General features: G+C 64.5%; 22 protein-coding genes. 9 read left to right on the forward strand and 13 right to left on the reverse strand.

What is annotated here, in order from left to right; all coding sequences use genetic code 11:
- Window positions 1–75 precede the first annotated feature (75 nt).
- Genes HUV48_RS07870 through HUV48_RS07880 form a run of 3 tightly spaced genes read left to right on the forward strand, consistent with a single transcriptional unit; the run spans window position 76 to window position 2,653 of the window.
- Window positions 76–1,527, forward strand: coding sequence for a cytochrome ubiquinol oxidase subunit I (locus tag HUV48_RS07870; protein ID WP_176267222.1), 1,452 nt, complete (start codon window positions 76–78; stop codon window positions 1,525–1,527).
- Window positions 1,524–2,531: a cytochrome d ubiquinol oxidase subunit II gene (gene cydB / locus HUV48_RS07875; protein WP_176267223.1), complete on the forward strand. Its 1,008-nt coding sequence runs from the start codon at window positions 1,524–1,526 to the stop codon at window positions 2,529–2,531. The genes HUV48_RS07870 and cydB overlap by 4 nt, the downstream gene beginning before the upstream one ends.
- Window positions 2,531–2,653 carry a DUF2474 domain-containing protein gene (locus HUV48_RS07880; protein ID WP_176267224.1) on the forward strand — a complete coding sequence of 41 codons (123 nt, stop codon included), beginning with the start codon at window positions 2,531–2,533 and terminating at the stop codon, window positions 2,651–2,653. Before cydB ends, HUV48_RS07880 begins: the two co-directional genes overlap by 1 nt.
- A gap of 5 nt (window positions 2,654–2,658) precedes the next feature.
- Here the strand turns inward: HUV48_RS07880 and HUV48_RS07885 are convergent, their stop codons facing one another.
- The 8 genes from HUV48_RS07885 to HUV48_RS07920 all read right to left on the reverse strand — a co-directional run bounded on the left by HUV48_RS07885 (window position 2,659) and on the right by HUV48_RS07920 (window position 12,339).
- Window positions 2,659–4,020 (reverse strand): methyl-accepting chemotaxis protein, encoded by a 1,362-nt coding sequence (locus tag HUV48_RS07885; protein WP_176267225.1) that lies wholly within the window; start codon window positions 4,018–4,020, stop codon window positions 2,659–2,661.
- Window positions 4,017–5,528 (reverse strand): putative bifunctional diguanylate cyclase/phosphodiesterase, encoded by a 1,512-nt coding sequence (locus HUV48_RS07890; protein WP_225871571.1) that lies wholly within the window; start codon window positions 5,526–5,528, stop codon window positions 4,017–4,019. Before HUV48_RS07890 ends, HUV48_RS07885 begins: the two co-directional genes overlap by 4 nt.
- A gap of 148 nt (window positions 5,529–5,676) precedes the next feature.
- Window positions 5,677–6,537: a CheR family methyltransferase gene (locus HUV48_RS07895; RefSeq protein WP_176267226.1), complete on the reverse strand. Its 861-nt coding sequence runs from the start codon at window positions 6,535–6,537 to the stop codon at window positions 5,677–5,679.
- Window positions 6,528–7,625: a chemotaxis-specific protein-glutamate methyltransferase CheB gene (gene cheB, locus HUV48_RS07900; RefSeq protein ID WP_225871572.1), complete on the reverse strand. Its 1,098-nt coding sequence runs from the start codon at window positions 7,623–7,625 to the stop codon at window positions 6,528–6,530. The genes HUV48_RS07895 and cheB overlap by 10 nt, the downstream gene beginning before the upstream one ends.
- A 24-nt stretch (window positions 7,626–7,649) precedes the next feature.
- Window positions 7,650–8,015, reverse strand: coding sequence for a response regulator (locus tag HUV48_RS07905; RefSeq protein ID WP_176267227.1), 366 nt, complete (start codon window positions 8,013–8,015; stop codon window positions 7,650–7,652).
- Window positions 8,016–8,070: 55 nt separating this feature from the next.
- Entirely contained in the window at window positions 8,071–8,508 is a 438-nt protein-coding gene (locus tag HUV48_RS07910) for a chemotaxis protein CheW (RefSeq protein ID WP_225871573.1), read from the reverse strand.
- Entirely contained in the window at window positions 8,505–10,874 is a 2,370-nt protein-coding gene (locus HUV48_RS07915) for a chemotaxis protein CheA (RefSeq protein ID WP_176267228.1), read from the reverse strand. The genes HUV48_RS07910 and HUV48_RS07915 overlap by 4 nt, the downstream gene beginning before the upstream one ends.
- Window positions 10,875–10,935: 61 nt before the next feature.
- Window positions 10,936–12,339: an MATE family efflux transporter gene (locus HUV48_RS07920; protein WP_176267229.1), complete on the reverse strand. Its 1,404-nt coding sequence runs from the start codon at window positions 12,337–12,339 to the stop codon at window positions 10,936–10,938.
- A 129-nt stretch (window positions 12,340–12,468) separates the two neighbouring features.
- On the opposite strand from HUV48_RS07920, the gene HUV48_RS07925 reads away from it, so the two are divergent.
- Together HUV48_RS07925 and HUV48_RS07930 are read left to right on the forward strand one after the other, a co-directional pair.
- Entirely contained in the window at window positions 12,469–13,233 is a 765-nt protein-coding gene (locus HUV48_RS07925; RefSeq protein ID WP_176267230.1) for a class II aldolase/adducin family protein, read from the forward strand.
- A gap of 33 nt (window positions 13,234–13,266) precedes the next feature.
- Complete coding sequence (locus tag HUV48_RS07930) at window positions 13,267–13,830, forward strand: (2Fe-2S)-binding protein (RefSeq protein ID WP_176267231.1); 564 nt, start codon at window positions 13,267–13,269, stop codon at window positions 13,828–13,830.
- Between the two features lie 13 nt (window positions 13,831–13,843).
- On the opposite strand, the gene HUV48_RS07935 is transcribed toward HUV48_RS07930, so the two are convergent.
- Complete coding sequence (locus tag HUV48_RS07935; RefSeq protein WP_176267232.1) at window positions 13,844–15,940, reverse strand: TonB-dependent receptor; 2,097 nt, start codon at window positions 15,938–15,940, stop codon at window positions 13,844–13,846.
- A 152-nt stretch (window positions 15,941–16,092) separates the two neighbouring features.
- Here HUV48_RS07935 and arsC point away from each other — a divergent pair, with 152 nt between their 5' ends.
- Window positions 16,093–16,437: an arsenate reductase (glutaredoxin) gene (gene arsC / locus HUV48_RS07940; protein ID WP_176267233.1), complete on the forward strand. Its 345-nt coding sequence runs from the start codon at window positions 16,093–16,095 to the stop codon at window positions 16,435–16,437.
- Here the strand turns inward: arsC and HUV48_RS07945 are convergent.
- The gene (locus tag HUV48_RS07945) at window positions 16,434–17,840 is read right to left on the reverse strand and encodes an MFS transporter (RefSeq protein WP_225871574.1); all 1,407 of its coding nucleotides are present in this window, start codon (window positions 17,838–17,840) and stop codon (window positions 16,434–16,436) included. The genes arsC and HUV48_RS07945 overlap by 4 nt on opposite strands.
- 110 nt (window positions 17,841–17,950) lie before the next feature.
- On the opposite strand from HUV48_RS07945, the gene HUV48_RS07950 reads away from it, so the two are divergent.
- Window positions 17,951–18,586 carry a class I SAM-dependent methyltransferase gene (locus HUV48_RS07950; RefSeq protein ID WP_217906723.1) on the forward strand — a complete coding sequence of 212 codons (636 nt, stop codon included), beginning with the start codon at window positions 17,951–17,953 and terminating at the stop codon, window positions 18,584–18,586.
- Window positions 18,587–18,613: 27 nt separating this feature from the next.
- On the opposite strand, the gene HUV48_RS07955 is transcribed toward HUV48_RS07950, so the two are convergent.
- On the reverse strand, window positions 18,614–19,444 hold the full coding sequence (locus HUV48_RS07955; RefSeq protein WP_217906724.1) for a glycerophosphoryl diester phosphodiesterase membrane domain-containing protein: 831 nt from the start codon (window positions 19,442–19,444) through the stop codon (window positions 18,614–18,616).
- 69 nt (window positions 19,445–19,513) lie between these two features.
- Here HUV48_RS07955 and lipB point away from each other — a divergent pair, with 69 nt between their 5' ends.
- Together lipB and HUV48_RS07965 are read left to right on the forward strand one after the other, a co-directional pair.
- The gene (gene lipB / locus HUV48_RS07960) at window positions 19,514–20,185 is read left to right on the forward strand and encodes a lipoyl(octanoyl) transferase LipB (protein ID WP_176267235.1); all 672 of its coding nucleotides are present in this window, start codon (window positions 19,514–19,516) and stop codon (window positions 20,183–20,185) included.
- A complete protein-coding gene (locus HUV48_RS07965; protein WP_176266725.1) occupies window positions 20,182–20,451 on the forward strand; it encodes a hypothetical protein in 270 nt (89 codons plus the stop codon). Before lipB ends, HUV48_RS07965 begins: the two co-directional genes overlap by 4 nt.
- A gap of 12 nt (window positions 20,452–20,463) precedes the next feature.
- Here the strand turns inward: HUV48_RS07965 and HUV48_RS07970 are convergent, their stop codons facing one another.
- Window positions 20,464–21,336, reverse strand: a complete 873-nt coding sequence (locus HUV48_RS07970; protein WP_176267236.1) for an HpcH/HpaI aldolase/citrate lyase family protein — start codon at window positions 21,334–21,336, stop codon at window positions 20,464–20,466.
- Window positions 21,337–21,393: 57 nt separating this feature from the next.
- Window positions 21,394–22,497, reverse strand: a complete 1,104-nt coding sequence (locus tag HUV48_RS07975) for an alkene reductase (protein WP_176267237.1) — start codon at window positions 22,495–22,497, stop codon at window positions 21,394–21,396.
- Window positions 22,498–22,554 lie beyond the last annotated feature (57 nt).

The raw sequence follows: 22,554 nt of genomic DNA on the forward strand, positions 1-22,554 counted from the left end.
GTTGTTGCGTTTTGTGCAACTGACTCCGCCTTCTCGGCAATATCGCTCGGCGGCCGATTTGTGTATTGACATGCCATGTTCGACTCGCTCGATGCCCTGCTGCTGGCCCGGATCCAATTTGCGTTCACGGTCAGCTTTCATTTCATCTTCCCGGCCTTTTCGATCGGGCTGGCGAGCTATCTCGCCGTGCTCGAAGGCTTGTGGCTGAAAACCGGCAAACAGCTCTATCTCGACCTGTTCAAATACTGGCTGAAGATCTTCGCCATCGCCTTCGCCATGGGCGTCGTGTCCGGCATCGTGATGAGCTACCAGTTCGGGACCAACTGGTCGGTCTTTTCCGACATCACGGGGCCGATCCTGGGGCCGCTGATGGCTTACGAAGTGCTGACGGCCTTCTTCCTCGAAGCAGGCTTCCTCGGCGTCATGCTGTTCGGCATGAACCGGGTGGGCAAGAAGCTGCACTTCACCGCGACGTTGATGGTCGCGGTCGGCACCTTCATTTCCGCCTTCTGGATTCTGAGCGTCAACAGCTGGATGCACACCCCGGTCGGCTTTACCACGGGCGCGAACGGACAGCTTCTGCCGGAGGCAAGCTGGTTCGAGATCGTCTTCAATCCGAGCTTTCCCTACCGCCTCGTCCACACGGTGATCGCCGCCTATCTCACAACCGCCTTCGTCGTCGGCGGGGTGGCAGCCTGGCACCTCCTCAAGGACAAGACGAACGGGCACGCACGCAAGATGTTCTCGATGGCCATGTGGATGGCCGCGCTGGTCGCGCCGATCCAGATCTTCGCGGGCGACATGCACGGCCTCAACACGATGGAGCACCAGCCGCAGAAGGTCATGGCGATGGAGGGGCACTACGAGAGCCATCCCGAGGGCGCGCCGCTCTACCTGTTCGGCATTCCCAACGACGAGGAACAGCGGCTCGATTACGCGATCGGTATTCCCAAGCTGTCGAGCCTGATCCTGAAGCATGAACTCGACGCGCCGCTTGCCGGTCTCGATACGATCCCGGACGAGGACCAGCCGCCTGTCCTGCCGGTGTTCTTCGCCTTTCGGGTGATGGTCGGCATCGGTTTCGCCATGCTCGGCATCGGTGTGTGGAGCATGTTCGCGCGCTACCGCAAGAAACTGTACGACTGGCCGTGGCTGCACCGCGCAGCGGTTCTCATGGGGCCGTCAGGCTTCGTGGCCGTCATCGCTGGCTGGATCACGACCGAGGTCGGGCGGCAGCCGTTCACAGTCTACGGCGTGCTACGGACCGCGCAGTCCGCGAGCCCGCTCGATGCGCCTGCCGTCGCCGCTTCGCTGATCGCTTTCGTCGTGATCTACTTCGCAGTTTTCGGCGCGGGCACGTGGTATATCCTGCGTCTCATGAGCCACCCGCCGCACCTCGGCGAGAAGGGCGTCAAGCGGACCGAGAAGGGACCGGTCCGGACCGCCGGTATCACGCCCGGACCGACGCAAAACCCAGGCCGGGGCAATGAGCCGCTGCCCGATCATGAAGTGGCGCCCGCGGAATGAGCATCAATTTCGATCTCACCACCATCTGGGCGTTCATCATCGCCTTCGCCGTGTTCGCCTATGTCGTCATGGACGGCTTCGACCTCGGCATCGGCATCCTGTTCCCGACGTTCGAGGTCGGGCCGGAGCGCGACCGCGCGATGAACTCAATCGCGCCCGTCTGGGACGGCAACGAGACCTGGCTGGTGCTGGGCGGCGGCGGGCTGTTCGCAGCCTTTCCGCTGGCCTACGCACTGATCCTGCCCGCGACCTACCCGCTGATTATCGCCATGCTGCTCGGGCTCGTATTCCGCGGCGTGGCGTTCGAGTTTCGCTGGCGCGATCCGGGGCATCGCAGGATCTGGGATGCGGCCTTTACCGGCGGCAGCTTCGTCGCCGCGATGGCACAGGGCATGACGCTCGGCGCGCTTCTCCAGGGAGTGACGGTGACCGGACGCACCTACGACGGAAGCTGGTTCGATTGGTTCACCCCCTATACGCTGCTGACCGGGGTGGGCACGGTAGCCGGCTACGCGCTGCTCGGTGCGACGTGGCTGGTGTGGAAGCTCGACGGCGAGAGCCAGCGTCACGCGCGAAAGCTGGGCAAGCGCGCCGCGTGGGCGACGTTCCTGCTGATGGGCGGGGTAAGCCTCTACAACGTCACGCTCAATGCGCAGTACGCGGAACGCTGGCTCTCCGCGCCGGAAATCTATTACGCCGCGCCGGTCCCGATCCTGACCGGTCTTGTCGCGCTGGCGTTACTGCGCGCGCTGTCGGTGGAGCGACATTCGAAGCCCTTCTGGCTCAGCATAACGCTGTTCTTCCTCGGCATGGCAGGCCTCGGTGTAACGATGTGGCCTTACATCGTGCCGCCGGACATCACGATCTGGGATGCCGCCGCGCCTGAGAAAAGCCAGGTCTTCATGCTAGTCGGCACGGCGATCATCATGCCGATCATTATCGCCTATACCGCTTGGGCTTACTGGGTGTTCCGCGGCAAGACCGAGGACGAGGGCTATCACTGATGGCCGAAGGCGATACCGAAGCCCCGCTATGGAAGCGGCTGGCATGGATGGCGGGCATCTGGGCCGCCAGCGTCGCGGTTTTGAGCGTGGTCGCCTATATCCTGCGGCTCTGGATCGCGTAACCGTCTTAAGCGGAGCGGATCTGGCTCAGGAACGCATCGGTCTGGCTGCGCAACGTTTCGGCCTGTTTCGATAGCTCGCCTGCCGACTGCTTGACCTGATCGGCGGCCGCGCCTGTCGTTACGGCGGACTGCTGGACCGTGCCGAGCCGTGAGACCACCTCGTCCGAACGGCTCGCTGCCCGGTCGATGCTGCGCGCGAGATCCTGCCCTGCGACCGACTGCTGATCCACCGCGCTCGCGATCGAGATAGCGGTCGATTCGAGCTGCTGGATATGGTTGTTAAGCGTTTTGAGCAGGCTGACGCTGTTACCGGTCGATGCCTGCATGTCGCGGATCTGCTCTGCCACCTCGTCCGTCGCGCGGCTGGTCTGCGCAGCGAGTTCTTTCACTTCGGTCGCCACCACTGCAAAGCCGCGTCCGGCTTCCCCGCCGCGGGCAGCCTCGATCGAGGCGTTGAGAGCGAGCAGATTGGTACGCCGCGCGATCGACTGGATGAGTTCGACGATCTCGCCGATCTTCTCAGCCGAGTTCGACAGGGCGGAGATGGCCGTATCGGCCTCGTCCGCCGAATCCGAAGCACTGCGCGCAAGTTCGGCGCTGGTCGCGGCCTGCCGGCTGATTTCGCCAATCGACATCGCAAACTCGTCGCTTGCAGCGGCCGCAGCGGTTGCGCCTTCCGATGCCTCGCGCATCGCTTCGGATACGAGACCGACTTCCCTATTGGTGCCGCCGGCCTGCTGCGTCCATTCGCTGGCGGTGGAGGCAAGCTGCATCGATGCGGTCGAGACATTGCCGACGACTGCGCCAATGGTCTGGTCGAAACTGTCGGCGAGGCGGCGGAAGCTTTCACTTTGCAAACCGCGCATGCGGTCCTTCTCGTCCGCGAAGGAACTGAGTTCGCCTACCTGCGAACGGATGACTTCGATGCCGTTCGCCAGAGTGCCATATTGGTCGCGCCGGTCGCGGTGCGGGACCACGAGATCGTGTTCGCCTTTGCCGACCCGCTCCATGCAGTCGCACAGGTCCTCGATCGCCGAGATGAGATCGGCTTTCAGGACCTTCAGCATCAGCGCCGTGATGCCGATGCCCGCTCCTGCCAGTATCACAAGCATCGTTCGGGCCGTTCCGGCAGCCTGCTGCGCCGCTGCCGCATCACCGGCAAGCGCCGCGTGCTCCAGCTGGCTCAAGCCCCAGAAAGCGCAGGCCATGACGGCGACGAGTACGGCGAGCGGGCTGATGAGGACCACGAACAACTTCTGGCTGGTCGTCGCGCCTGCGAACCATGAGAGGAACCGACTTTCGGAACGCTCGTAGGAAACGGGCTGCGGCGCCTGTTCCGGCGCGGTAAGCGACACTGACGAACTCATGCTCTTTTCTCCGCCGATAGAAGCAAGTCGTCGCCCGACTTGTTCAGTAGCCTTGTAATCTCTTCCGCCGGCATGGCCTTGAAATACAGCCACCCCTGGATCTGGTCGCAGCCAGCTGCGCGGACCATGTCCGCCTGCTCCTGCGTTTCGACGCCTTCCGCCGTGATGCCCATGTTCATTGCGCGCGCGACTGTGATGCTGGAAAGCATCATGGCGCGGCTGCCCGCATCGCTTTCGGCGCGGGTGACGAGCGAGCGGTCGAGCTTGAGTTTCTCGAAGCGGAACTGCCGCAGGAACCCGATCGAAGCGTAACCGGTCCCGAAATCGTCGAGCGCGACGTTCACGCCGAACCCGCGGATGACCTCCAGCGTGCGCTCCGCTACGACCGGGTCGAGCACGAGGCAGGTTTCGGTGACTTCGAGTTCGAGCCGCGATGCGGGAAAGCCGATGTCTTCGAGAATATGGCCGAGCTGGACCGGAAATTCGGGATTTCGCAACTGCGCGGCGGAGATGTTGATCGACAGCTTGATGCCGTCCCACTTGAGCGCGTCTTCGCAGGCCTTGCGCACGACCCAGATGCCGATGGCGTTGATAAGGCCGGTCTCTTCGGCCACGGGAATGAAGATGTTGGGGCCGACGCTTTTCCCGTCGGAGCGGTTCCAGCGGATAAGCGCCTCGACTGCGACGACTTCCTTCGACTGCGCGTCGACGAGCGGCTGGTAATGCAGCGCGAATTCGGATTTCGCGAGGGCATCGCGCAGTTCCTCGTCCATGACGCGCACGGCTTCGCGGCTCTTGTCGAAGGCCGGGTTGAACCAGGTGCAACGGCCTTTACCCGCGCGCTTGGAAGCATCCATCGCGACATCGGCGCGGCGCAGCAGTTCGGACAGCGAATGATCGTCTTTCTCGCCCGCGCGGGCGATCCCGATACTCGCGCCGACAGGGATGCGGCGTTCCTCGACCGGGATCGGATAGGTCAGCTGCTCGATGATCTTGCGGCACAGTCCTTCGAGGATGGTACCGGCCAGCGGACCGCTCAGAAGGATGGAGAACTCGTCGCCGCCCAGGCGGAAGATGGTCGCATCTTCGCCGCAGACCTTTTGCATAATCGCGGTGATCTTCTTGAGCACCTCGTCACCGAAGAGGTGACTGAAGTTCTCGTTCACCTGCTTGAACTCGTCCAGATCGACGAGGGCGAGCGCGACTTCGCCGTTTCCAGCGGTCTTGACGATCGCTTCCTGCAGTGCGCGGCGGTTGGGCAAACCGGTAAGCGGGTCGCTGAAGGTGATTTTCTGAACCTTCGCGAGGCCGACCATGCCTGCGTAATAGAGCATGAAGACAGCGCCGAAATAAACGAGCGCGCTGACGGCAAGAATGGTACCGTGCTCTTCGTAGGAGACGAGATTGGAGCCGACCAGCACCCCCATCGCCAGCACGAACAGGGCGGACAGCACCACCAGCGGGGCGATCACCAATGCCTTGGGTCCGAAACGCTCAAAACTGGGCATATACTTTCGCCGATCCATTTTGTGAGGGTCCGGGCGCGAACCTGCTTCTTCAGTCGTAAGCGGTTCTACCGATTAACCTTCTAAGGAACCGTAAACCCGGAATTTACCCTGCGCGAAGGGGTGTGGTGCGGGTGCGGATCGCGGCCGTTCACGCCGCGCGCGCCCGGCGCGGGGCAGCCGCGGGCGTATTTGCAGCGACCTTCCGGTAGAACGAACTGCCGCAATCGGCGGGCGCGAAGGCATCGGTAAGACCAGCACTCGTCTCGCCCGCACCCAGCATCAACCACCCGTCGGACGCCGTACCCTTTGCCAGCGACGCAAATGCGCGCTCGCGGGTCTGCGGCGTGAAATACAGCAGCACGTTGCGGCACAAGACGAGGTCGAACGGATCGCCCGAGGGCGGGCCGGACAAGAGGTTCGCCTGCCGGAACGTCACCCGCCGGTGAAGGGCCGGGTCCGCTTCCCACCGCGAATTGTTCTCGCGGAAATACGACAGCATCTGCGCAACGCCGAGCCCGCGCTGGATCTCGAACTGGGTATAACGGCCCGCCTTCGCCGCCGCGACTGCCGAGGCGGAAACGTCGGTGCCGACGATCTCGACGGTCCAGTCGGCCCAGGCGGCAGGGTTGTCGGCGAAGATCATCGCGATACTCAGCGCTTCCTGTCCGGTCGAACAGCCCGACGACCAGATCCGGATGCGCCGGGTGTCGCTGCGCGCCTTCCTGAGGTCGGGAAGGATGCGCTGCGCCAAGAGATCGAAATAGGCCTGGTCGCGGAAGAAATAGGTCTCGTTGTTGAGCAGCGCCTCGACGACGGCCTTCTCCAGCTTCTCCTTGCCCGGCATGGTGAGCAGGCAGACGAGTTGGTCCACGTTCGCGATGTCGTACTTTCGGAACAGACCGGCCAGCGCCGTCCCGATACGCCACTCGCGCTCGGGGGTGATTTGCTGGCCCGTATGTCGTTCGAGGAGTTCGCGAATGACCAGCCGGGAGGTTTCGTTCAGTTCCATGCCTCTGCATCCGCTGCGGCGACGACTGCGTCGGCAAGGCGTTCTGGCGGAAGCACGGCACTGGTAAGGCCCGCTTCCGTGACGGCGCGGGGCATTCCCCAGACGGCGGAGCTTTCCTCGTCCTGCGCGAGAACGGTTCCGCCGTGCGCGTGCAGTTTCAGGGCTCCATGGACGCCGTCGCGGCCCATGCCCGACAGGATGAGGGCCGTCGCGCGACCGTCGAGCGCGTCGGAAGCGCTGTCGAGCATCGGGTCGACGGAGGGCGTGCACCCCGAACGCGCCGGATCGATCGACAGGCCGGTGGTGAAGCGCGTCCCGGCGCGGCGCACGAGCATGTGCGCCTGTCCGGGGGCGATGTAGATCTTGCCCGCCTCGATCGGAATGCCTTCGTCTGCGAGGATTGCCGGACGCCCCGACGCCATTTCGACCTGCTTGGCGAAAACGGCCATAAAGGACACGGGCAGGTGCTGCGTCACGAGGATCGGCGAACGGAAGCTTTCGGGAAGTGCGCGCAGCACGATATTAAGCGCGTGAATGCCGCCGGTCGACGCACCGATGGCGAGCAGTTTTCCGGCCTTCCGCTTCTCTCCCTGCGCGGCGGGCGCCGGCGCGGCCGGGGCGGCGGTCGAGACGGTAGCGGCGGCCTGTTCATCGCCGCCCAGCGCGTAGATCTTCTCGATGAGCCGCGCCCGGTAATCGTCGTTGAAACGGCCCGGCTGGGGCTTCAGCATCGTATCGGCCGCGCCCATCGCGAGCGCCGAAAGCGTGTGGTGCGCACCTTCGTCGGTAAGGGCGGAGATGACGAGCACCTTCGCCTCGGCGCGTTCCTCGAGGAACTTCGGTAGGGCTTCGAGGCCGCCCATGCCCGGCATTTCGAGGTCGAGCAGGATCACGTCGACCGGCGTGGTCCTAAGCTTCATCAGGGCCTGTTCGGCGGTCGCGGCCGTTCCGGTGACGGTCAGCCGCTCGTCGGCGTCCACCATGCGCGAAAAGATGGTGCGGACCGTCAGGCTGTCATCGACGATCATCACCCTGATGGCGTGCTTGTCGCTGGCCTGGGCGGCGGGAGGATGCGCGTATGCAGTCATGGCAAAGGGTTCTCCGCTTGGCGCCTAGGCCATGCCGACGAGTTGCAGCTTTATCTGAAGCGTTTCGTGGTCGAACGGCTTCATCACATATTCGTCGGCCCCAGCGCTGATGGCTTCGCGGATATGCGCGACATCGTTCTCCGTGGTGCAGAAGACCACCTTGGGCGCGCTTCCCCCGTCGCGGCGGCGTAGCTGGGTGATGAACTCGATCCCCGTCATTACCGGCATGTTCCAGTCGAGCAGGACCACATCGGGCATCTGCTCGTCGCAGCGCTCGAGCGCGTCCTGCCCGTTCTCGGCCTCGCGCACCGACAGGCCGAGCGTTTCGAGGATATGTTTGGAGACCTTGCGGATGACCCGCGAATCATCCACGACTAGGCAATCTTTCATCGAACGAACCCTTGTTTTTCAGTACCTAGGTAACCGGGCACCGGTAACTATTCCTTTAAGCCGCAGCCTCGAACTTCGCGTTCACGAGCTGTCCGGGATCGACGAGCAGCGCCGGCTCCCCCGAGGTTTCTACCATGCCAATCGCGGCTTCGTCCCAGCCCTTGCCGAAGCCGCCCGCAATCGCGCGCGGTTCGGACAGGGCGGCCTCGACGTCGTCGACCCCGTCGACCAGCAGCGCATATTGATGCCCGCCGACCGTCACCACGACCGCCCGGTCGCCTGGCTTGCTCTGGTGCGAGCCGAGCCCCAGCGCCGCGCGGCAATCCACCACGGTCAGCGCCTGGCTGCGCATCGCAGTGAGGCCCGCGATATGCGGCGCTGCCTTGGGCACGGGCACGATCGTCTCGATCTCGATCACCGAGCCGACGGCGGATGCGGGGAGGGCGGCACGCCGCCCCGCCAGCGTCAGAAGCACCAGCGTTTCGTCCATCATGCGGCTCCCTTGGCTGCGCTTAAAAGGGCGGCGAGCAACGCGTCCTTGTCGTAGCGGTAGATCGTTTCGTCCGCCGCTTCGCCCTGCTGCGCCTCGGAGCGCAGGCGGATGATGCGGCGCGCGGCTGCACCATGCGTTTCGGTGTCTTCCGTGAGGATCGCGACGTCCGCCGCGTCAGGATCGGCCGATATGCGGTAGCCTGCGGCTTCCACCAGCGGCATCAGGATCGTCTGCGACCAGTCGGTATCGGGCAGGTAACAAAGCGGGCGGTCCGTGTCGGTCTGCTTCATCTTCGCCGCATGGCGCGCGAAGAGACCGTGCACGTCGAGCAGGCGAACCGCCTCGCCGCCGATCAGGACCGTGCCTTCGAAGCGTGAATCGCCTTGTGGTTCGACGTGCGAGGTCAGTTCCGCGGTGTCGATGAGTTCCTTCACCGCGTAGAGAAGTTCGCTGTTCCCGTCGCTCAGGCGCAGGGCGCGCACCTGCTCGCCGAGCTTGCTCGGATCGCTGATGCCGAGGCAGGGAAACAGGCGGTCGCCCAGCACCACGAGCGGAACCTCGCCGTGACAGTCGAAGTCGGCGCGCTTCAGCGTCTCGACCCGCCTGATAACCGGCAGGCGGACGGCGCATTTGACGCCCTCCATGCTCCGGTAGATCATCAGGCTCGGCGCCCTTCGCGCTTCGGCTTCGCTGTGCGCGTCTTCACCAGCAGCAGCGAGCGCCGCGTTACCCGAAGCAAGCTCGCTCTTCGCCGCGATCTCGCGCACGTCGAGCATCAGTATGGGCAGACCGTTTTCGAGCAGCGTCGTGCCCGCGTAGAAGCCCGCTTCCATCACCGCCGGCGCGAGCGGCTTCACCACCAGATCCTCGTAATCGAAGATCGCATCGACGCCGAGCGCGAACTGCTCGCTCGATCCTGCGCTCAGCATGATGATCGTATTGCAGATAGTGTCGTTGTCGCCCGCTTCTTCCAGTCCGAGCACTTCGGCCAGCGATAGATAGGCGATCCGTTTCCCGCGCAGTTCGACGAGCCGGCTGTCGCCCATCTTGGTAAGGCGCAGGTTCGCGGATTTGCGGCGCACGATTTCGAGCACGTAGGACTGCGGGATCGCGAATTGCTGTTCGCCCGCGGAGACGGTCAGGCCCGCCACGATGCTGAGGGTAAGCGGGATCTGCAGGTCGAAGGTCGTGCGCTTGCCCAGTTCGGACGTGACCGAGATACTGCCGCCGACCCGTTCGAGGTTGGAGCGGACGACGTCCATGCCTACGCCGCGGCCCGAAATCTCGCTGATCGTATCGGCGGTCGAAAGACCCGGCGCGAAGATGAGGGCAAGCTTCTGCTTCTCGCTCATCGCGTCGGCCTGTGCGCGCGTGACGAGGCCGTTCTCGATCGCCTTCGCGACGATCCGGTCCACGTCGAGACCGCGCCCGTCGTCGGTCACGCTGACCCTGATCTGGTTGCCGGAATGGCGCGCGCTGATCGTGAGCATCCCGATCTCGCGCTTGCCTGCGGCGATCCGCTGCGACGGGGTTTCGAGCCCATGGTCGATTGCATTACGCAGCAGGTGCGTCATCGGGTCGCGGATCATTTCCATGATCTCGCGGTCGATTTCGACATCGCCGCCTTCGAAGTCGATCATCACCTGCTTGCCGAGTTCGTTGGCAAGGTCGCGCACCAGTCGGGGCAGCGACTGGTAGAGGTGGTCGATCCGGTGCATCCGCATCTGCGAAATGCTTTCACGCACTTCCGCCAGAATGCCTGAGAGCCTTTCGAACGGGCTTTCGAGCGCGGACGCCGCTTCGGTCGCGCGCAGGCGGCGGGCCAGGTCGTTGCGCGCCAGTACCATGTCGGACACGCCGTTCATCACCCGGTCGAGCAGTTCGACCGGCAGGCGAATTGAGCGTGCGGCTCCGGAATTCACGGAAGTGCGGGCAGGCGCAGTGCCGTCGCCCAATTCTTCCGCGTCGGTCTTCACCGGCAGATCGATGACCGCATCGCTGCCCGCGTCGAGCGCGACGATCAGGCGCTCATCGCCGCCTTCGGGGAATTCTTCGTCCGCTTCGATGGCATCGACCATCGCCGCGATCCGGTCGATGATCGCAAGAACGGCAGTGACGAGGCGCGGATCGGCCTGGCGGCGGCCCGCGCGGACCTCGCCCAGCGCGCCTTCGGCCGCGTGGCTGAGGCTGGCGAGGCGCGGAAAGTCGAAGAAGCCGCAATTGCCCTTCACCGTGTGGACGAAGCGGAAAATCGAATCGAGCAGTTCGCGGTTGGACGGGTCTGCTTCCCACGCGACGATCGCGCCCGAAATGCTACCCAGCATTTCGCGCGTTTCCGCGAGAAATTCCGTCAAGAGATCGTCCATGTCTTCCCGTCCCAGGCGCTTGGTTGAAGCGCCCTTGTGGACGAGGATGGTTAACGTTTGCCTATTCCGCCGGTTCGGCGCTCAGATCGCGGTTCGCGGGCGCTTCCTCGCCCTTCGGTCCGCGCCGAAGGATGAACCAGACGATGCCTGCCGCAAGTGCGCCACCGGCGAGGTTGGCAAAAAGTTCGCCTGCGTAGATCGCGTCGGCGCCCCATCTGCCGCGCAGCAGCCACGCGGCGGGTAGCATGACGAGGAACACGCGCGCCACGCTCTGCGCCAGCGCCCATCCCGCCTTGTCCACCGCGTTGAGCGCCCCGTTGCCGACGATCAGCAAGCCGTATCCGGCATAGCCCCAGGCAGCGATGGCGAGATAGGCGTTGAACTGCTCGATCACCGTCGGGTTTTCGGAGAACAGGCCTGCGAACATATCGCTCAGCGTCGTGAGAATGACGGCGATGGTCAGGCCGTAGACGATGCAGAAGCCTCCGGCGTAGCGAGCCGCGCGGCGCGACCGGTCCGCCTGGCCTGCGCCCCAGTTCTGGCCCACGATGCCGCCGATCGCGCCGGAGAGCGCCAGCAGCGGCACGACCGCGAAGCTCTGCAACCGGCCTGCGGCTCCGAAGCCAGCGACGGCTGCCGATCCCTCGATCGCGACGAGCGCCGTCAGGACCGACAGCCCGATCGGGTTGATCGCGTTGGAGAAGCTCGCTGGCGCGGCGACCTTCGTAATCGAGCGGACGGAGTGCCAGACATTCGCCTCGCGCAGATAGGTGAGGTCGAAGGGCAGGGCGGTTCGCGCCAGCAGGAAGTAGCCCATCGCGATCCCGACCGCCCAGCCGGCGAGCGTGGCATAGGCCGCACCGACGATGCCAAGCCCTTCGATCCCGAATGCGCCGGTAATGAGGATCGGGTCGAGCACCCAGTTCGCTGCCGCATAGCTGATGGAGACGATCGAGGTCTTCTTGGCCTCGCCCTGTCCGCGCAGCACCCCGTTCAGCCCCATGATCGTCATGAGCAGCGGAAACCCCAGCGCGAAAGGCTGCATATAGGTGCGGATCAGCGGCAGTATGTCCGCTTCCGCCTGCATCAGCGAGAACAGCGGATCGAGCAGCATGTAAAGCGTGAGCCCAATGGCGATGCCGACTGCGATGGAGAAGACCACCCCGACGCTGGCCCGCCGCGCCGCTTCCTCCTCGTTCCCGGCGCCAAGCGCGCGCGCGATGACCGAGTTGATCCCGACCATCAGGCCCACGCCTAGGCTCGTCAGCGCGACACTGATCGGGAAGATGAAGGAGATCGCGGCAAGCTCAGCGCTGCCGAGCTTGCCGATGAAATAGGCGTCAACGAGCCCGATCGACATGATCGCCGCGACGCCGATGATCATCGGTACGGTCTGGGTGACGAGGTGCCCGCGAATGCTTCCGCGGGTCAGCTTGCCCCGCGATTGTTCGCCCGGTTCGCTCATGCCTGGTCCCGTAGCGCGGCGCGCCGCCGCGGGCAAAGGGTATCGGCGCCATCGCGCTAATCCTTGTGCGGCACGGGCGGCCTATGCGATAAGCGGCGCACAGGAAAAAGACCGGCGAAGGAGAGTATGATGGCGACGCAGCTTCAATCGAAGCCCGAATGCAGCGAAGAGGAATGGCAAGCCCGGCTCGACCTTGCGGCCTGCTACCGGATATTCCATCACCTCGGCTGGTCGGAATCGATCTACAATCACATTTCGGTGAAGGTACCGGGGGAGGACGATACCTTCCTCATCAATCCCTTCGGTCTGCTCTACGACGAAGTGACCGCCTCCAACCTTGTGAAGATCGACGTCGAGGGTAACAATGTCGGCGGCTCGCCCTACATGGTGAACAAGGCGGGCTTCACGCAGCACGCTTATTTCCACAAGACGCTGGGCGAGCGGGCGAATGCGATCTGCCATGTCCATACGACCGCGACGATGGCTGTTTGCAGCCACAAGGACGGGCTGCTGCCAATCAACTTCTACGCCTGCAATTTCCAGAACCAGATCGGCTACCATGATTTCGAGGGCGTGACGGTCCGCGACGAAGAAGGCGAGCGGCTGGTCGAGAACCTCGGCAAGCACTCGATCCTGATGCTGCGCAACCACGGTCCGGTGGTGCTCGATAGGACCATTCCCGGCATGTTCGTGAAGATGTGGGCGCTGCAGCGCGCGTGCGAGATTCAGGTCGCGACTCTCTCGCAAGGCAACGCCAACATCGTGCAGCAGGAGGTCGTCGACGTGCACCAGCGCGATCTGTCGGTCATGCAGTCGCAGGGCGGGGCGGGCGTCTTCGATTTCGAGGCGTGGAAGCGGCGGGTCGACCGGATCGACGACAGCTGGCGCTCGTAACGCCGCAGCATTGCCGAACAGGAAAACGCCGAAATGGTAGCGATGACGGTGAACGGGCGGCCGCTTGATTTCGACATGGACCCGCGCACGCCCCTGGTCCACGTGCTGCGCGATGCGGCCAATCTGACGGGCACGAAGTTCGGCTGCGGCGAGGGCGACTGCGGCGCGTGCATGATCCACGTCGACGGCGCGGCTCTGCGCTCGTGCCTCATCACGCTGGCCGAGGCGGAGGGGCGCGTCATCACCACCATAGAGGGGCTGTCCGCCGACCGCTCGCACCCGGTGCAGCAGGCGCTCGTCGCCGAGCAAACGATCCAGTGCGGCTTCTGCACGCCGGGCATCGCAATGGCCGCCGCCGCATTGCTGCGCCGGTCAACCTCGCCGAGCGAGGACGACATCAAGGCCGCCGTGCCCAACCTCTGCCGCTGCGGCGTCTATCCGCGGCTCGTCGAGGCGATCCAGCGTGCCGGACGGGTGGCGACGCGGCAGGAGACGATTAGCGCCGCGCCCGCACCCGGCATCAGCGCCCGCGATGCGGCGCGTAGCGTGCCCGCCTTAAGCGACACAGCTCCGCCGCAGATGGACGAAGCCGAGTAGCCTTCACCCGCGCTTACAGTTCGAAACGGATGCCAGCGCGAACCGAGAACGGTTTCGCCGGCTGGATGTTGTTGTCGCCGTGCGCGCTCGGAAAGTAGTCCTCGTCGAACAGGTTCTCGATATTGAGCTGCGCCTGCACGCCTTCCGTCACTTCGTAATAGGCGGCAAGATCGACGCGCCAGTAATCGGGCAGCACGACTTCGTTGCTGAAGCTGGAGAACTGCTCGTCCTGGTAGATCGCGCCGAGCCCGAAACCGAGTCGCTCCGTCACGTCGAAGTGGTTCCATGCGGCGAACTGGTTCTCGGGTAGCTGCTGCAAACGCGTTCCGGCGTCGGCGAACACGCTACTCGTGGTGATCTCGCCGTCGAGATAGGTGTAGGCGATATTGGCTTCCCAGTTCGGCAGAATCGCGCCGGTCAGGCTGAGTTCGAAGCCTTCGACCCGGCTTTCGCCAACGAGCACGGTCGTGCCGCTGTTGTCGGGATTGGCCGCTTGCGTATTCGTGCGGTCGAGGCGGAAGATCGCCGCGGTGAGGAACAGGTCCGGCTTCACCAGCCATTTCGCGCCGATCTCGTAATTGTCGAACTTTTCCGGCTCGAAGGCGGCATCTTCGGGCGACAGCAGGACGAACTGGTCGCCCGCCTGCGGAAGGAAGCTTTGCGAATAGCTGGCGTAGAGCGACAGGCCCCGCATGGGCTTCACGACGATGCCGAAGCGCGGGCTGAACATCTCGTCGACACGCGCAGTTCTTATATCGTCCCTGACGTCAAGCGTTTCGAGGTCGAAGCGGTCCCAGCGCACGCCTGCAATCACGTCGATGGCGGAGCCGAGCGAGATTTGATCTTGCACGTATGCGGACAGGACGTTGAGGTCGCTGTCGCGCTGGCGCTGGATCGGCGTGAGCGATACGCTTGTAAAGTCGTACGGATCGTCCAAATCGACCGTGTTGTCGCCTAGCACGACACCGAACCGGCCGTTCTGCGTATCCTGCTGGCTCGCCTCGATCCCGACGAGGACCTTGTGCGTCAGCGCGCCTGTCGCGAAATCGCCGATCAAATTGGCCTGTCCGATCAGGTTCTCGCGGTCGGTATAGTCCTGGTATCCGCCGAGCGTAACGGTCTCGCCGTCGGTTCCGGTCGGCAGGACGTTGGCGTAGACCTTGTCGTAATTGGCGTATTGGACGCTCGCATTGGCGCGGAGCGAGCCAGAGAACTGATGCTCGATGCGGGCGCGGGCGATGTGAACTTCGGAGCTTGCCTCGTTGAAGCCCGGAATGCCGAAGAAGGTGTCCTCGTAGCCGCGCAGCGGTCCGCCCTCGAACGATGGCACGCCGCGATCGGTCACGCGCTGGTCGTCGTCATAGGTGTAATGCGCCGTAACGCGTGTGTCGGGGCCGAGCTCAGCGGTAACAGTCGGCGTAATGCCGATGAAGCGGCCTTCGAAATAGTCGCGGTTGCTGTCGAACTCTTCGTAAGTGCCGGTCACGCGCACTGCGACGTTTTCGCCGGCGGGCATGTTCACGTCGCCGGTCAGCGCGAAGGCGCCGAAGCTGTCGACCTGCGCGAGGCCCGCGACTTCCTGCCCCCCAAGGCTTGCGGTCTTGCTGACGCGGTTGACCACGCCGCCGCCGCCGCCGCGTCCGAAGATAAGGGCATTGGCGCCCTTCAGCACTTCGATCCGCTCGACATTGTAGAGCGAGCGGTAATACTGCGCGTCGTCGCGGAGTCCGTCGAGGTAGAAGTCGGCGGTCGTCTCCTGTCCGCGGATGAAAACCTCGTCGCGGTGACCTTCGCCGCTTTCGAGGCTGACGCCGGGGATGTAGCGGAGCGCCTCGCCGAGCTGCGTGATCGCCTGGTCGTTGAGCTGGTCCTCGGTGATGACGGCAACCGCCTGCGGTACGTCAATCAGCGGGGTAGCGGTCTTTGTTGCGGTCGATCCGTCGGCGGTTCCGTATCGCTCGCGCTGACCGGTGACGAGAATGTCGGACGGCAAGTAATCGCGGTCCGGATCGACGTTCGTATCGGTGTGCGCTTCAGCGGCGGCGGGGCTGGCGAAAATGGCGAGGGGAAGGGTGCAAAGGGCGGCGGCTCGGATCGATGGAAAGCGCATGGAAACCTTTTCTTGAGAATCGTTCGCAGTAGTGGCGAGCCTGCTATTGAGAGTAATTCTTAATTGCAACCACCGTTTGCATTTACCTGTGATTTTAGCGCCGCTATGTGGCGGGGCGGCTCTGAACGGCAGAACTGAAGGGAAGAACCGGCATGAAGGCGACCATCTGGCACAATCCGAAATGCGGCACGTCACGGAACACGCTCGCGATCCTGGAGGAACGCGAAGGAGTGGATGTGACGGTCGTCGAATACCTCAAGCACCCGCCCTCGCGGGAGAAGCTTGCGCAGCTGTACAATGATGCCGGGATCACCCCGGCTGCGGGACTACGGCTGCGCGGAACCGACGCGGAAGAGCGCGGGCTACCGTCCGCGGACGACGACACGGTGCTCGATGCGATGGTCCAGGACCCGAACCTTATCGAACGGCCGCTGGTCGAAACGGGCAAGGGCGTGCGGCTGTGCCGGCCGAAGGAAGTGGTCGAGGAAATCCTCTAGGCCGGCCGCTCCTGCGTAGCGACTTCGTCCGGGGTTAGCGCGCCCCAGCCGAGCACAAACACCAGCGCACACAGTCCGGCCACCGCCGAAAAGGCGAACCATTCGGATATCGAGTAAAGGAACACGCCGAGCGCCGGCGCGAAGACGAATGCCGCACCCGTGATCGACGCAACGATGCCAGAAGCCTCGCCCTGTTCCGCGCGCGTCACCGCCAGCGATGCGCCCGAATTATAGCCCGGACGGAACAGGCCGAACCCGAGCGAGGCAATCGCGTAGGCGAGCGCCAGTGCGTGCAGGTCGCCCGCCACGCCCAGCGCCAGCGTTCCGGCTCCGCCGATCGCCACGCCCCACAGCGTCGCGGCGCGCGGTCCCATATCGAGCCGCGGAATGACGCCCCACTGCGCCAGCAGGGTCGCGATCGCGCCTGCCATCAGGACTAGCCCGACGGGTCCGGCCCCTGCCGTCGGGTCTCCGCGCAGATCCATCCGGTCGAGCACGAGAAAGCCAGTGAGGCCGAGCAGCATCGCCTGCGCGTGGCCGCCCAGTAGTCCGGCGATCACCCACGGCCTGATCCGCGGCTCCCACCAGCCGAGCCGCCCGCTGGTCGCCGGTTTGCGCGCGGCGTCGAGCGCGTCCTCCTCGGCGAAATCCCCTTCCTCGATCAGCGGATCGCGGTCGCGCATCTCCTCGCGCCGGTCGGAGGAGCTTTGCCCCCAGGGCGCGTCATAGGCATGACCGCGCGCGGCGAACTGCGGCTCGTCGTTGGGCAGGCGGAGCCTCAGCGCGAGCAGCGAGACGATCCCGATAACAGCGAAAGCGGCGAAAGGTCCGACGAGGCCGAGGCCCGGAATCACCATCAGCGGGGCGAGGGCGGGGCCGATGACCGTGCCCAGACCGAAGCTCGACGCGATGAGCGACAGCGCCTGCGTGCGCTCGGCGCGCGGCGTGCGTGAGGCGACGTAAGCTTGCACAGCTGGCGGCGCGGCGGAGCCGAACCAGCCGTAAAGGCTCCGGAACAGCGCGAACAGCAGGAGCGTCCACAGCGCCGAGATCAGGCCCTTGAGACCGAACCACAAGACCAGCCCGCACAGCCCCATTGAAGTGATGAAGCCGACGAGGCCCAGCGCCATCATCGCCTTGCGCCCCCTGCGGTCCGACCGCCGCGCCCAGATCGGTGCGCAGATCACCCACAGAAGAGCCGACCAGCTATAAGCGAGGCTGATCCATACGTCGTTCACCTCCAGCGCCGTACCGATCGAGGGCATCACCGATTGCATCGCGGTATTGCCGGCCGCGGTGGTCAGCATGACGGCGAAGAGCAGCATCATCCGGCCGCGCGAAATAGGCCGCTTCTTCGGAACCGATTGCGCCTGCTGGGTATTTTCTGGAGGGGCGGTGTCCATGATCCGGTCCGCTACGCCTCGCTAACAGCGCTTGCAATGGCGGTGCTTATTTGCAAGGCCGTGCAGCGCGAATTCGCCGCGCTGGCACGGCGAAGAAGAAGGTCCCCCTCTTGAACGATTACAGCGACCGCCGGGCAGTGCATGCTGCCGACGAACGATCAGCAGCAAGCCGATTGCTTTCGCAGTGGCGCGTGTTCTTCCAGGGATTCGTGCAGCACCCGCGGATGGTCGGCTCGATCATTCCCTCCTCGCGCTTCACGGTCGAGAAGATGCTCGCTCCGGTGAAATGGGACGAGTGCCAGTTGTTCGTGGAATACGGCCCCGGCGTCGGCACCTTCTGCCAGCCGGTGCTCGACCGTCTGCCTGCCGACGGCAAGCTGGTGGTGATCGACACCAATCCGCTCTACGTGAACTACCTGCGCGAAGCGATCCGCGACCCGCGGTTTCACGCGGTTCTCGGTTCGGCCGAGCATGTTGAGGACATCGTCCGATCCCACGGTTACGACCACGCGGACTATATTCTGTCAGGACTGCCGTTCTCGACCCTTCCGGAAGGCGTGGGGCCGAACATCGCGGCCGCGACGCACCGCATCCTGCGGCCCGGCGGCGCGTTCCTCGTCTACCAGTTCTCGGCCAAGGCACGCGATTTCATGGCGCGGCACTTCAGTCATATCGAGCAGGGTTTCGAGTGGCGCAACGTGCTGCCGTGCCAGTTGTTCTGGGGCTGGAAAAGCGACGCCTCCTGAGCGCTTAAATTTAGCGTCTCGGTGCGCTCAGGCACCCGGTAAACGCGCCTCGGGGTCTTTTCTGGACCCGAACTGCCGGTAAAGCGCGACGATCACGACGGTAAAGATCGCCGAGCTTATCGCCGCGAACAGCGCGCTGAAGCCTGCCTGCACGAACAGCGCCGCCTGCTCGCTCGCAATCGCGCCGATCAGCGCGGCGATACCGCTCAGGACGGCGCTGATCACAATGGCCGCGATGATGAGCAGCGCGAAGAATGCCAAAAGCCGGAAACCCTGCCCCTTGGTCAGCCGCCATGCGTCGCCGATTGCCTTGAGCGGGTTGTAGATCTTCTCGAAGATGACGATGGGCAGAAGCGCGAACAGCCGCGCCGCGACGTAGATCGCGCCGCCGATGACGAACAGCGTCATCACGAACACGCCCGCGCTGCCAAGCGCCGATCCGAGCGCGATCAGGAGCGATCCCGCGAGTCCGAACGCCAAACCCAGCAGGATTTGCGCTGCCAGCAGCGGCAGCAAAGCGATGAAGGCATTCTTGATCGCCTCGCCCACGGTCGGCTTGCGCCTCGCGAACAGCGCCAGCATCGAGAGGATGCCGATATACTGCACGACCTGAAGCAGGATGACGTAGAGTGCGTTGCGCTGCATCCACGCGTTCATCTCGGTCGAAGCGGTTTCCTGCGTCATGTTAGCCGGCATCGACATCGCTTCAGGAACGGCGAGATAGATCGCGAAAGTCGGCAGGAAAATGAACAGGCCGGCGAGCAGCGCGAGCAGTTCGGGATTGGCGCGCATGATCCTGACGGCCTCGTCCCACGCGCGGTTCATGTTGAAATGCATCGAAGTCCCTGTTTCTCGCATCGAGCGCCCTTGCCTTGTCTTCATCTCGCCACTTGCCAGCCGCGGCGTAGCGGGCCAAGCAAACCGGCGATGTCCGCAACCACGAATACCGCCATCGAGTGGCGTCTGTCGCGCGAACGCATACCCTATCGCGCAGCCTTGGCCGCAATGGAAGAGCGCAATCGCCTGATCCACACGCGTGAAGCGGCGGAGCAGATCTGGCTGCTCGAACATCCGCCGGTCTACACCGCCGGGACGAGCGCGGCGGAGGCCGAATTGATCGATCCGCGCTTCGAGGTGGTCGAGGCGGGGCGGGGCGGGCGCTATACCTACCACGGGCCGGGGCAGCGCGTCGGCTATATCATGCTCGACCTGGCGCAGCGGGGGCGCGACGTGCGGCGCTTCGTCGCTTCGGTCGAGGGGTGGGTGATTGCCACGCTGGGCGATCTCGGCGTGGATAGCTGGCGCGCACCGGGGCGCATCGGCATCTGGACGCGCGGCCCCTTGGGCGGGGAAGCGAAGATCGGCGCGATCGGCGTGCGCGTACGCCGCTGGATCACGATGCACGGTTTTTCAGTCAATATCGCGCCCGACCTCTCGCATTTTTCCGGCATCGTGCCGTGCGGCATCGACGAATTCGGGGTAACGAGCTTGGCCGATCTCGGTTTGGATATTGCGCCCGGTGCCTTCGATGCGGCATTGCAGGCGCGCGCCGAGGATTTTCTGGCGGCAGTTGGCGGCGAAGAGGACAGATTGCCATGACGAGGATGCGGCAGACGATGATGCGAGCGGGCGTTCCGGCACTGTTATTGGCGCTGGCGGGATGCGGCGACGATGCCCCGCCCGCGCCGGAGGAAGGCGAAGCGGCGGCTCCGCGCGAGGTAGTGCCAGGAACGATCAACGACGATATGATGCCGCTCGATACGCTCGGTGCGAACGACGCTCCGCCGGCATCTGAGGAATCACCGGAAGCGGAGGGCGCACCGGCTGCGACCGATGTAACACCTGCCGCAGAGCCGGAAGAATAAACGCGAGAGCGGTCAGCTCTGGCCAAGCATGTTTCTGGCCCGGGTGAGCTGCGACTGGCCCATGCGCCGCCCTTTATAGTTCTGCCATTCGAGGTTGGGATTGCTGGCGAACAGGGCGATGATCTCTTCTGCTTCGCGCAGTTCCTCCGCGGTGGGCGCGAAGGCCTGATTGATCGCTGAGACCTGCGCGCCCCTTAGCGCGACCATGCCGGTGAAGCCGTCAGCGCGCGCGGATGCGGCAGCGATCTGGCAGGCCTTTGCATCACGGAGGTCGCGGAAGGGCGTTTCGATGACATCGATGCCGCGGGCATGCGCTGCGAGGAGGACCTGGCTGCGCACCATGTTCATGACGCTGCTCCATCCGCCAGGTGCGCGTGTCCGCCGCGCTCCGATTGCGCGGGCAAGCGCGGCGGCATCCCATGAATAACCCGACACACGGGGATGCACCTCGTCCGCGAACTTCGCGAGTTCTAGGGCTGCCCGCGGACTCGTGCCGAGCTGCGGGACGATGCCTGTCTTGTTGTGACCGATCCCCATCCGCTGCTCGATCTCGTAGATTTCCGCTGCGAGCTGCTGGATATGATCGGGCGAGGCGGCGTCGGACAGAACGATACCGTCTGCCTGACCGCTCATCGCGCTATGCAGATCCGCGCGCCACTGCTGGCTGTCGATGGGCGAAATGCGGACCCAGCGCCCGAACCGGCGCTGCGCCAGGACCTGCTTCTGATGCGAGGCGAGCCAGTTCTGCGCAATCTCTCTCGCCGTCTCCTGCCGCTTGGGCGACAGCGCGCGGTTGAGATCGATGACCACTACGTCGGCGCCCGCATTGGCAGCGCCCTGCAGTTCCCCGTCGTTGTCGGTCGCTACCAGTAACCAGGATCGCATGTCCCGCGGCTCCTCATCCGCATCGTGAACCGAGCCGCGGGAAGATGCGCCTCGGCCCTAGTCCGACGTGCCGTCCATCGCCGGGTAATCGATGTAACCCTCCGCTCCCGGAAGGTACCAGCTTTTCGGCACGTTCTTGTTCGGCGCCCATTCCGCTCCCGCCTCAATCCGCTGCGGCAGATCTGGGTTGGAGATGAACGGCCGTCCGAAGGTCACGGCATCGCACCTGCCGTTTTCAATATCGTTAACAGCGGCTTTCGCATCGTAATCGGAATTGAGGATGAGCGCGCCCTTGTAGATGCCGCGGATCACGTCGTCCTGCTGCGGCACCTCCGTCGAGCCGTAGGTTCCGTCGGGACCTGGCTGCCGCAGTTCGAGGAACGCGATGCCGAGGTCCTGCGCCACCTGTGCCGCTGCGCCGAAGGTCGCCGCCGGGTCGCTGTCGTCGCAGCCCTGCGTTTCGCCATTGGGCGACAGGCGCAGGCCCACGCGGTCCGCACCCCAAACGCTGACCAGCGCCTCGAGCACTTCGCGCAGGAACCGGACCCGGTTCTCGACCGAACCGCCGTATTGGTCTGTCCGCTTGTTCGTGCCGTCGCGCAGGAATTGATCAACGAGGTAGCCGTTGGCGCCGTGCAGCTGCACGCCGTCAAACCCGGCCTTCTTCGCGTTCTCCGCAGCCTTCCGGTAATCTTCGACCACGCGCGCAATTTCCTCGACCGAGAGCTCGCGTGCCTGCTCGTAATCCTGCCGGCCGCTCGGCGTATGCGCGTGGCCGGGCGCGGTGGTTGCGCTGGCCGATACCGGCGCGTCACCGCCGAGGAAGTCGGGATGGACGAGGCGGCCCATGTGCCACATCTGCAGGACGATCAGCCCGCCTTCCTCATGGACGGCGTCCGTAATGGGCTTCCATGCTTCGACCTGCTCGTCCGACCAGATACCGGGAGCGTTCGGCCAGCCCAGTCCCTCTACACTGATGCCGGTCGCCTCGGTCAGGATCATGCCTGCCCCGGCGCGCTGGCGGTAGTAGGTCGCCATCATTTCGTTGGGCAGAAAAGGCGGCTCGCTCGCCCGGCCGCGGGTGAGCGGCGCCATCATGATCCGGTTCTTGGCTTCGAGCGCACCCATCTTGAGCGGCTGGAACAGGGCATCGGTCGTCATCGTGATTCAATCCTTCTTATAGCGCTTTTTCGCATGTGCGCGGTGTGCCTCAGCAGC

Origin of the sequence: Qipengyuania atrilutea, assembly GCF_013370205.1 — a bacterium.
GTDB classification, from domain to species: domain Bacteria; phylum Pseudomonadota; class Alphaproteobacteria; order Sphingomonadales; family Sphingomonadaceae; genus Actirhodobacter; species Actirhodobacter atriluteus.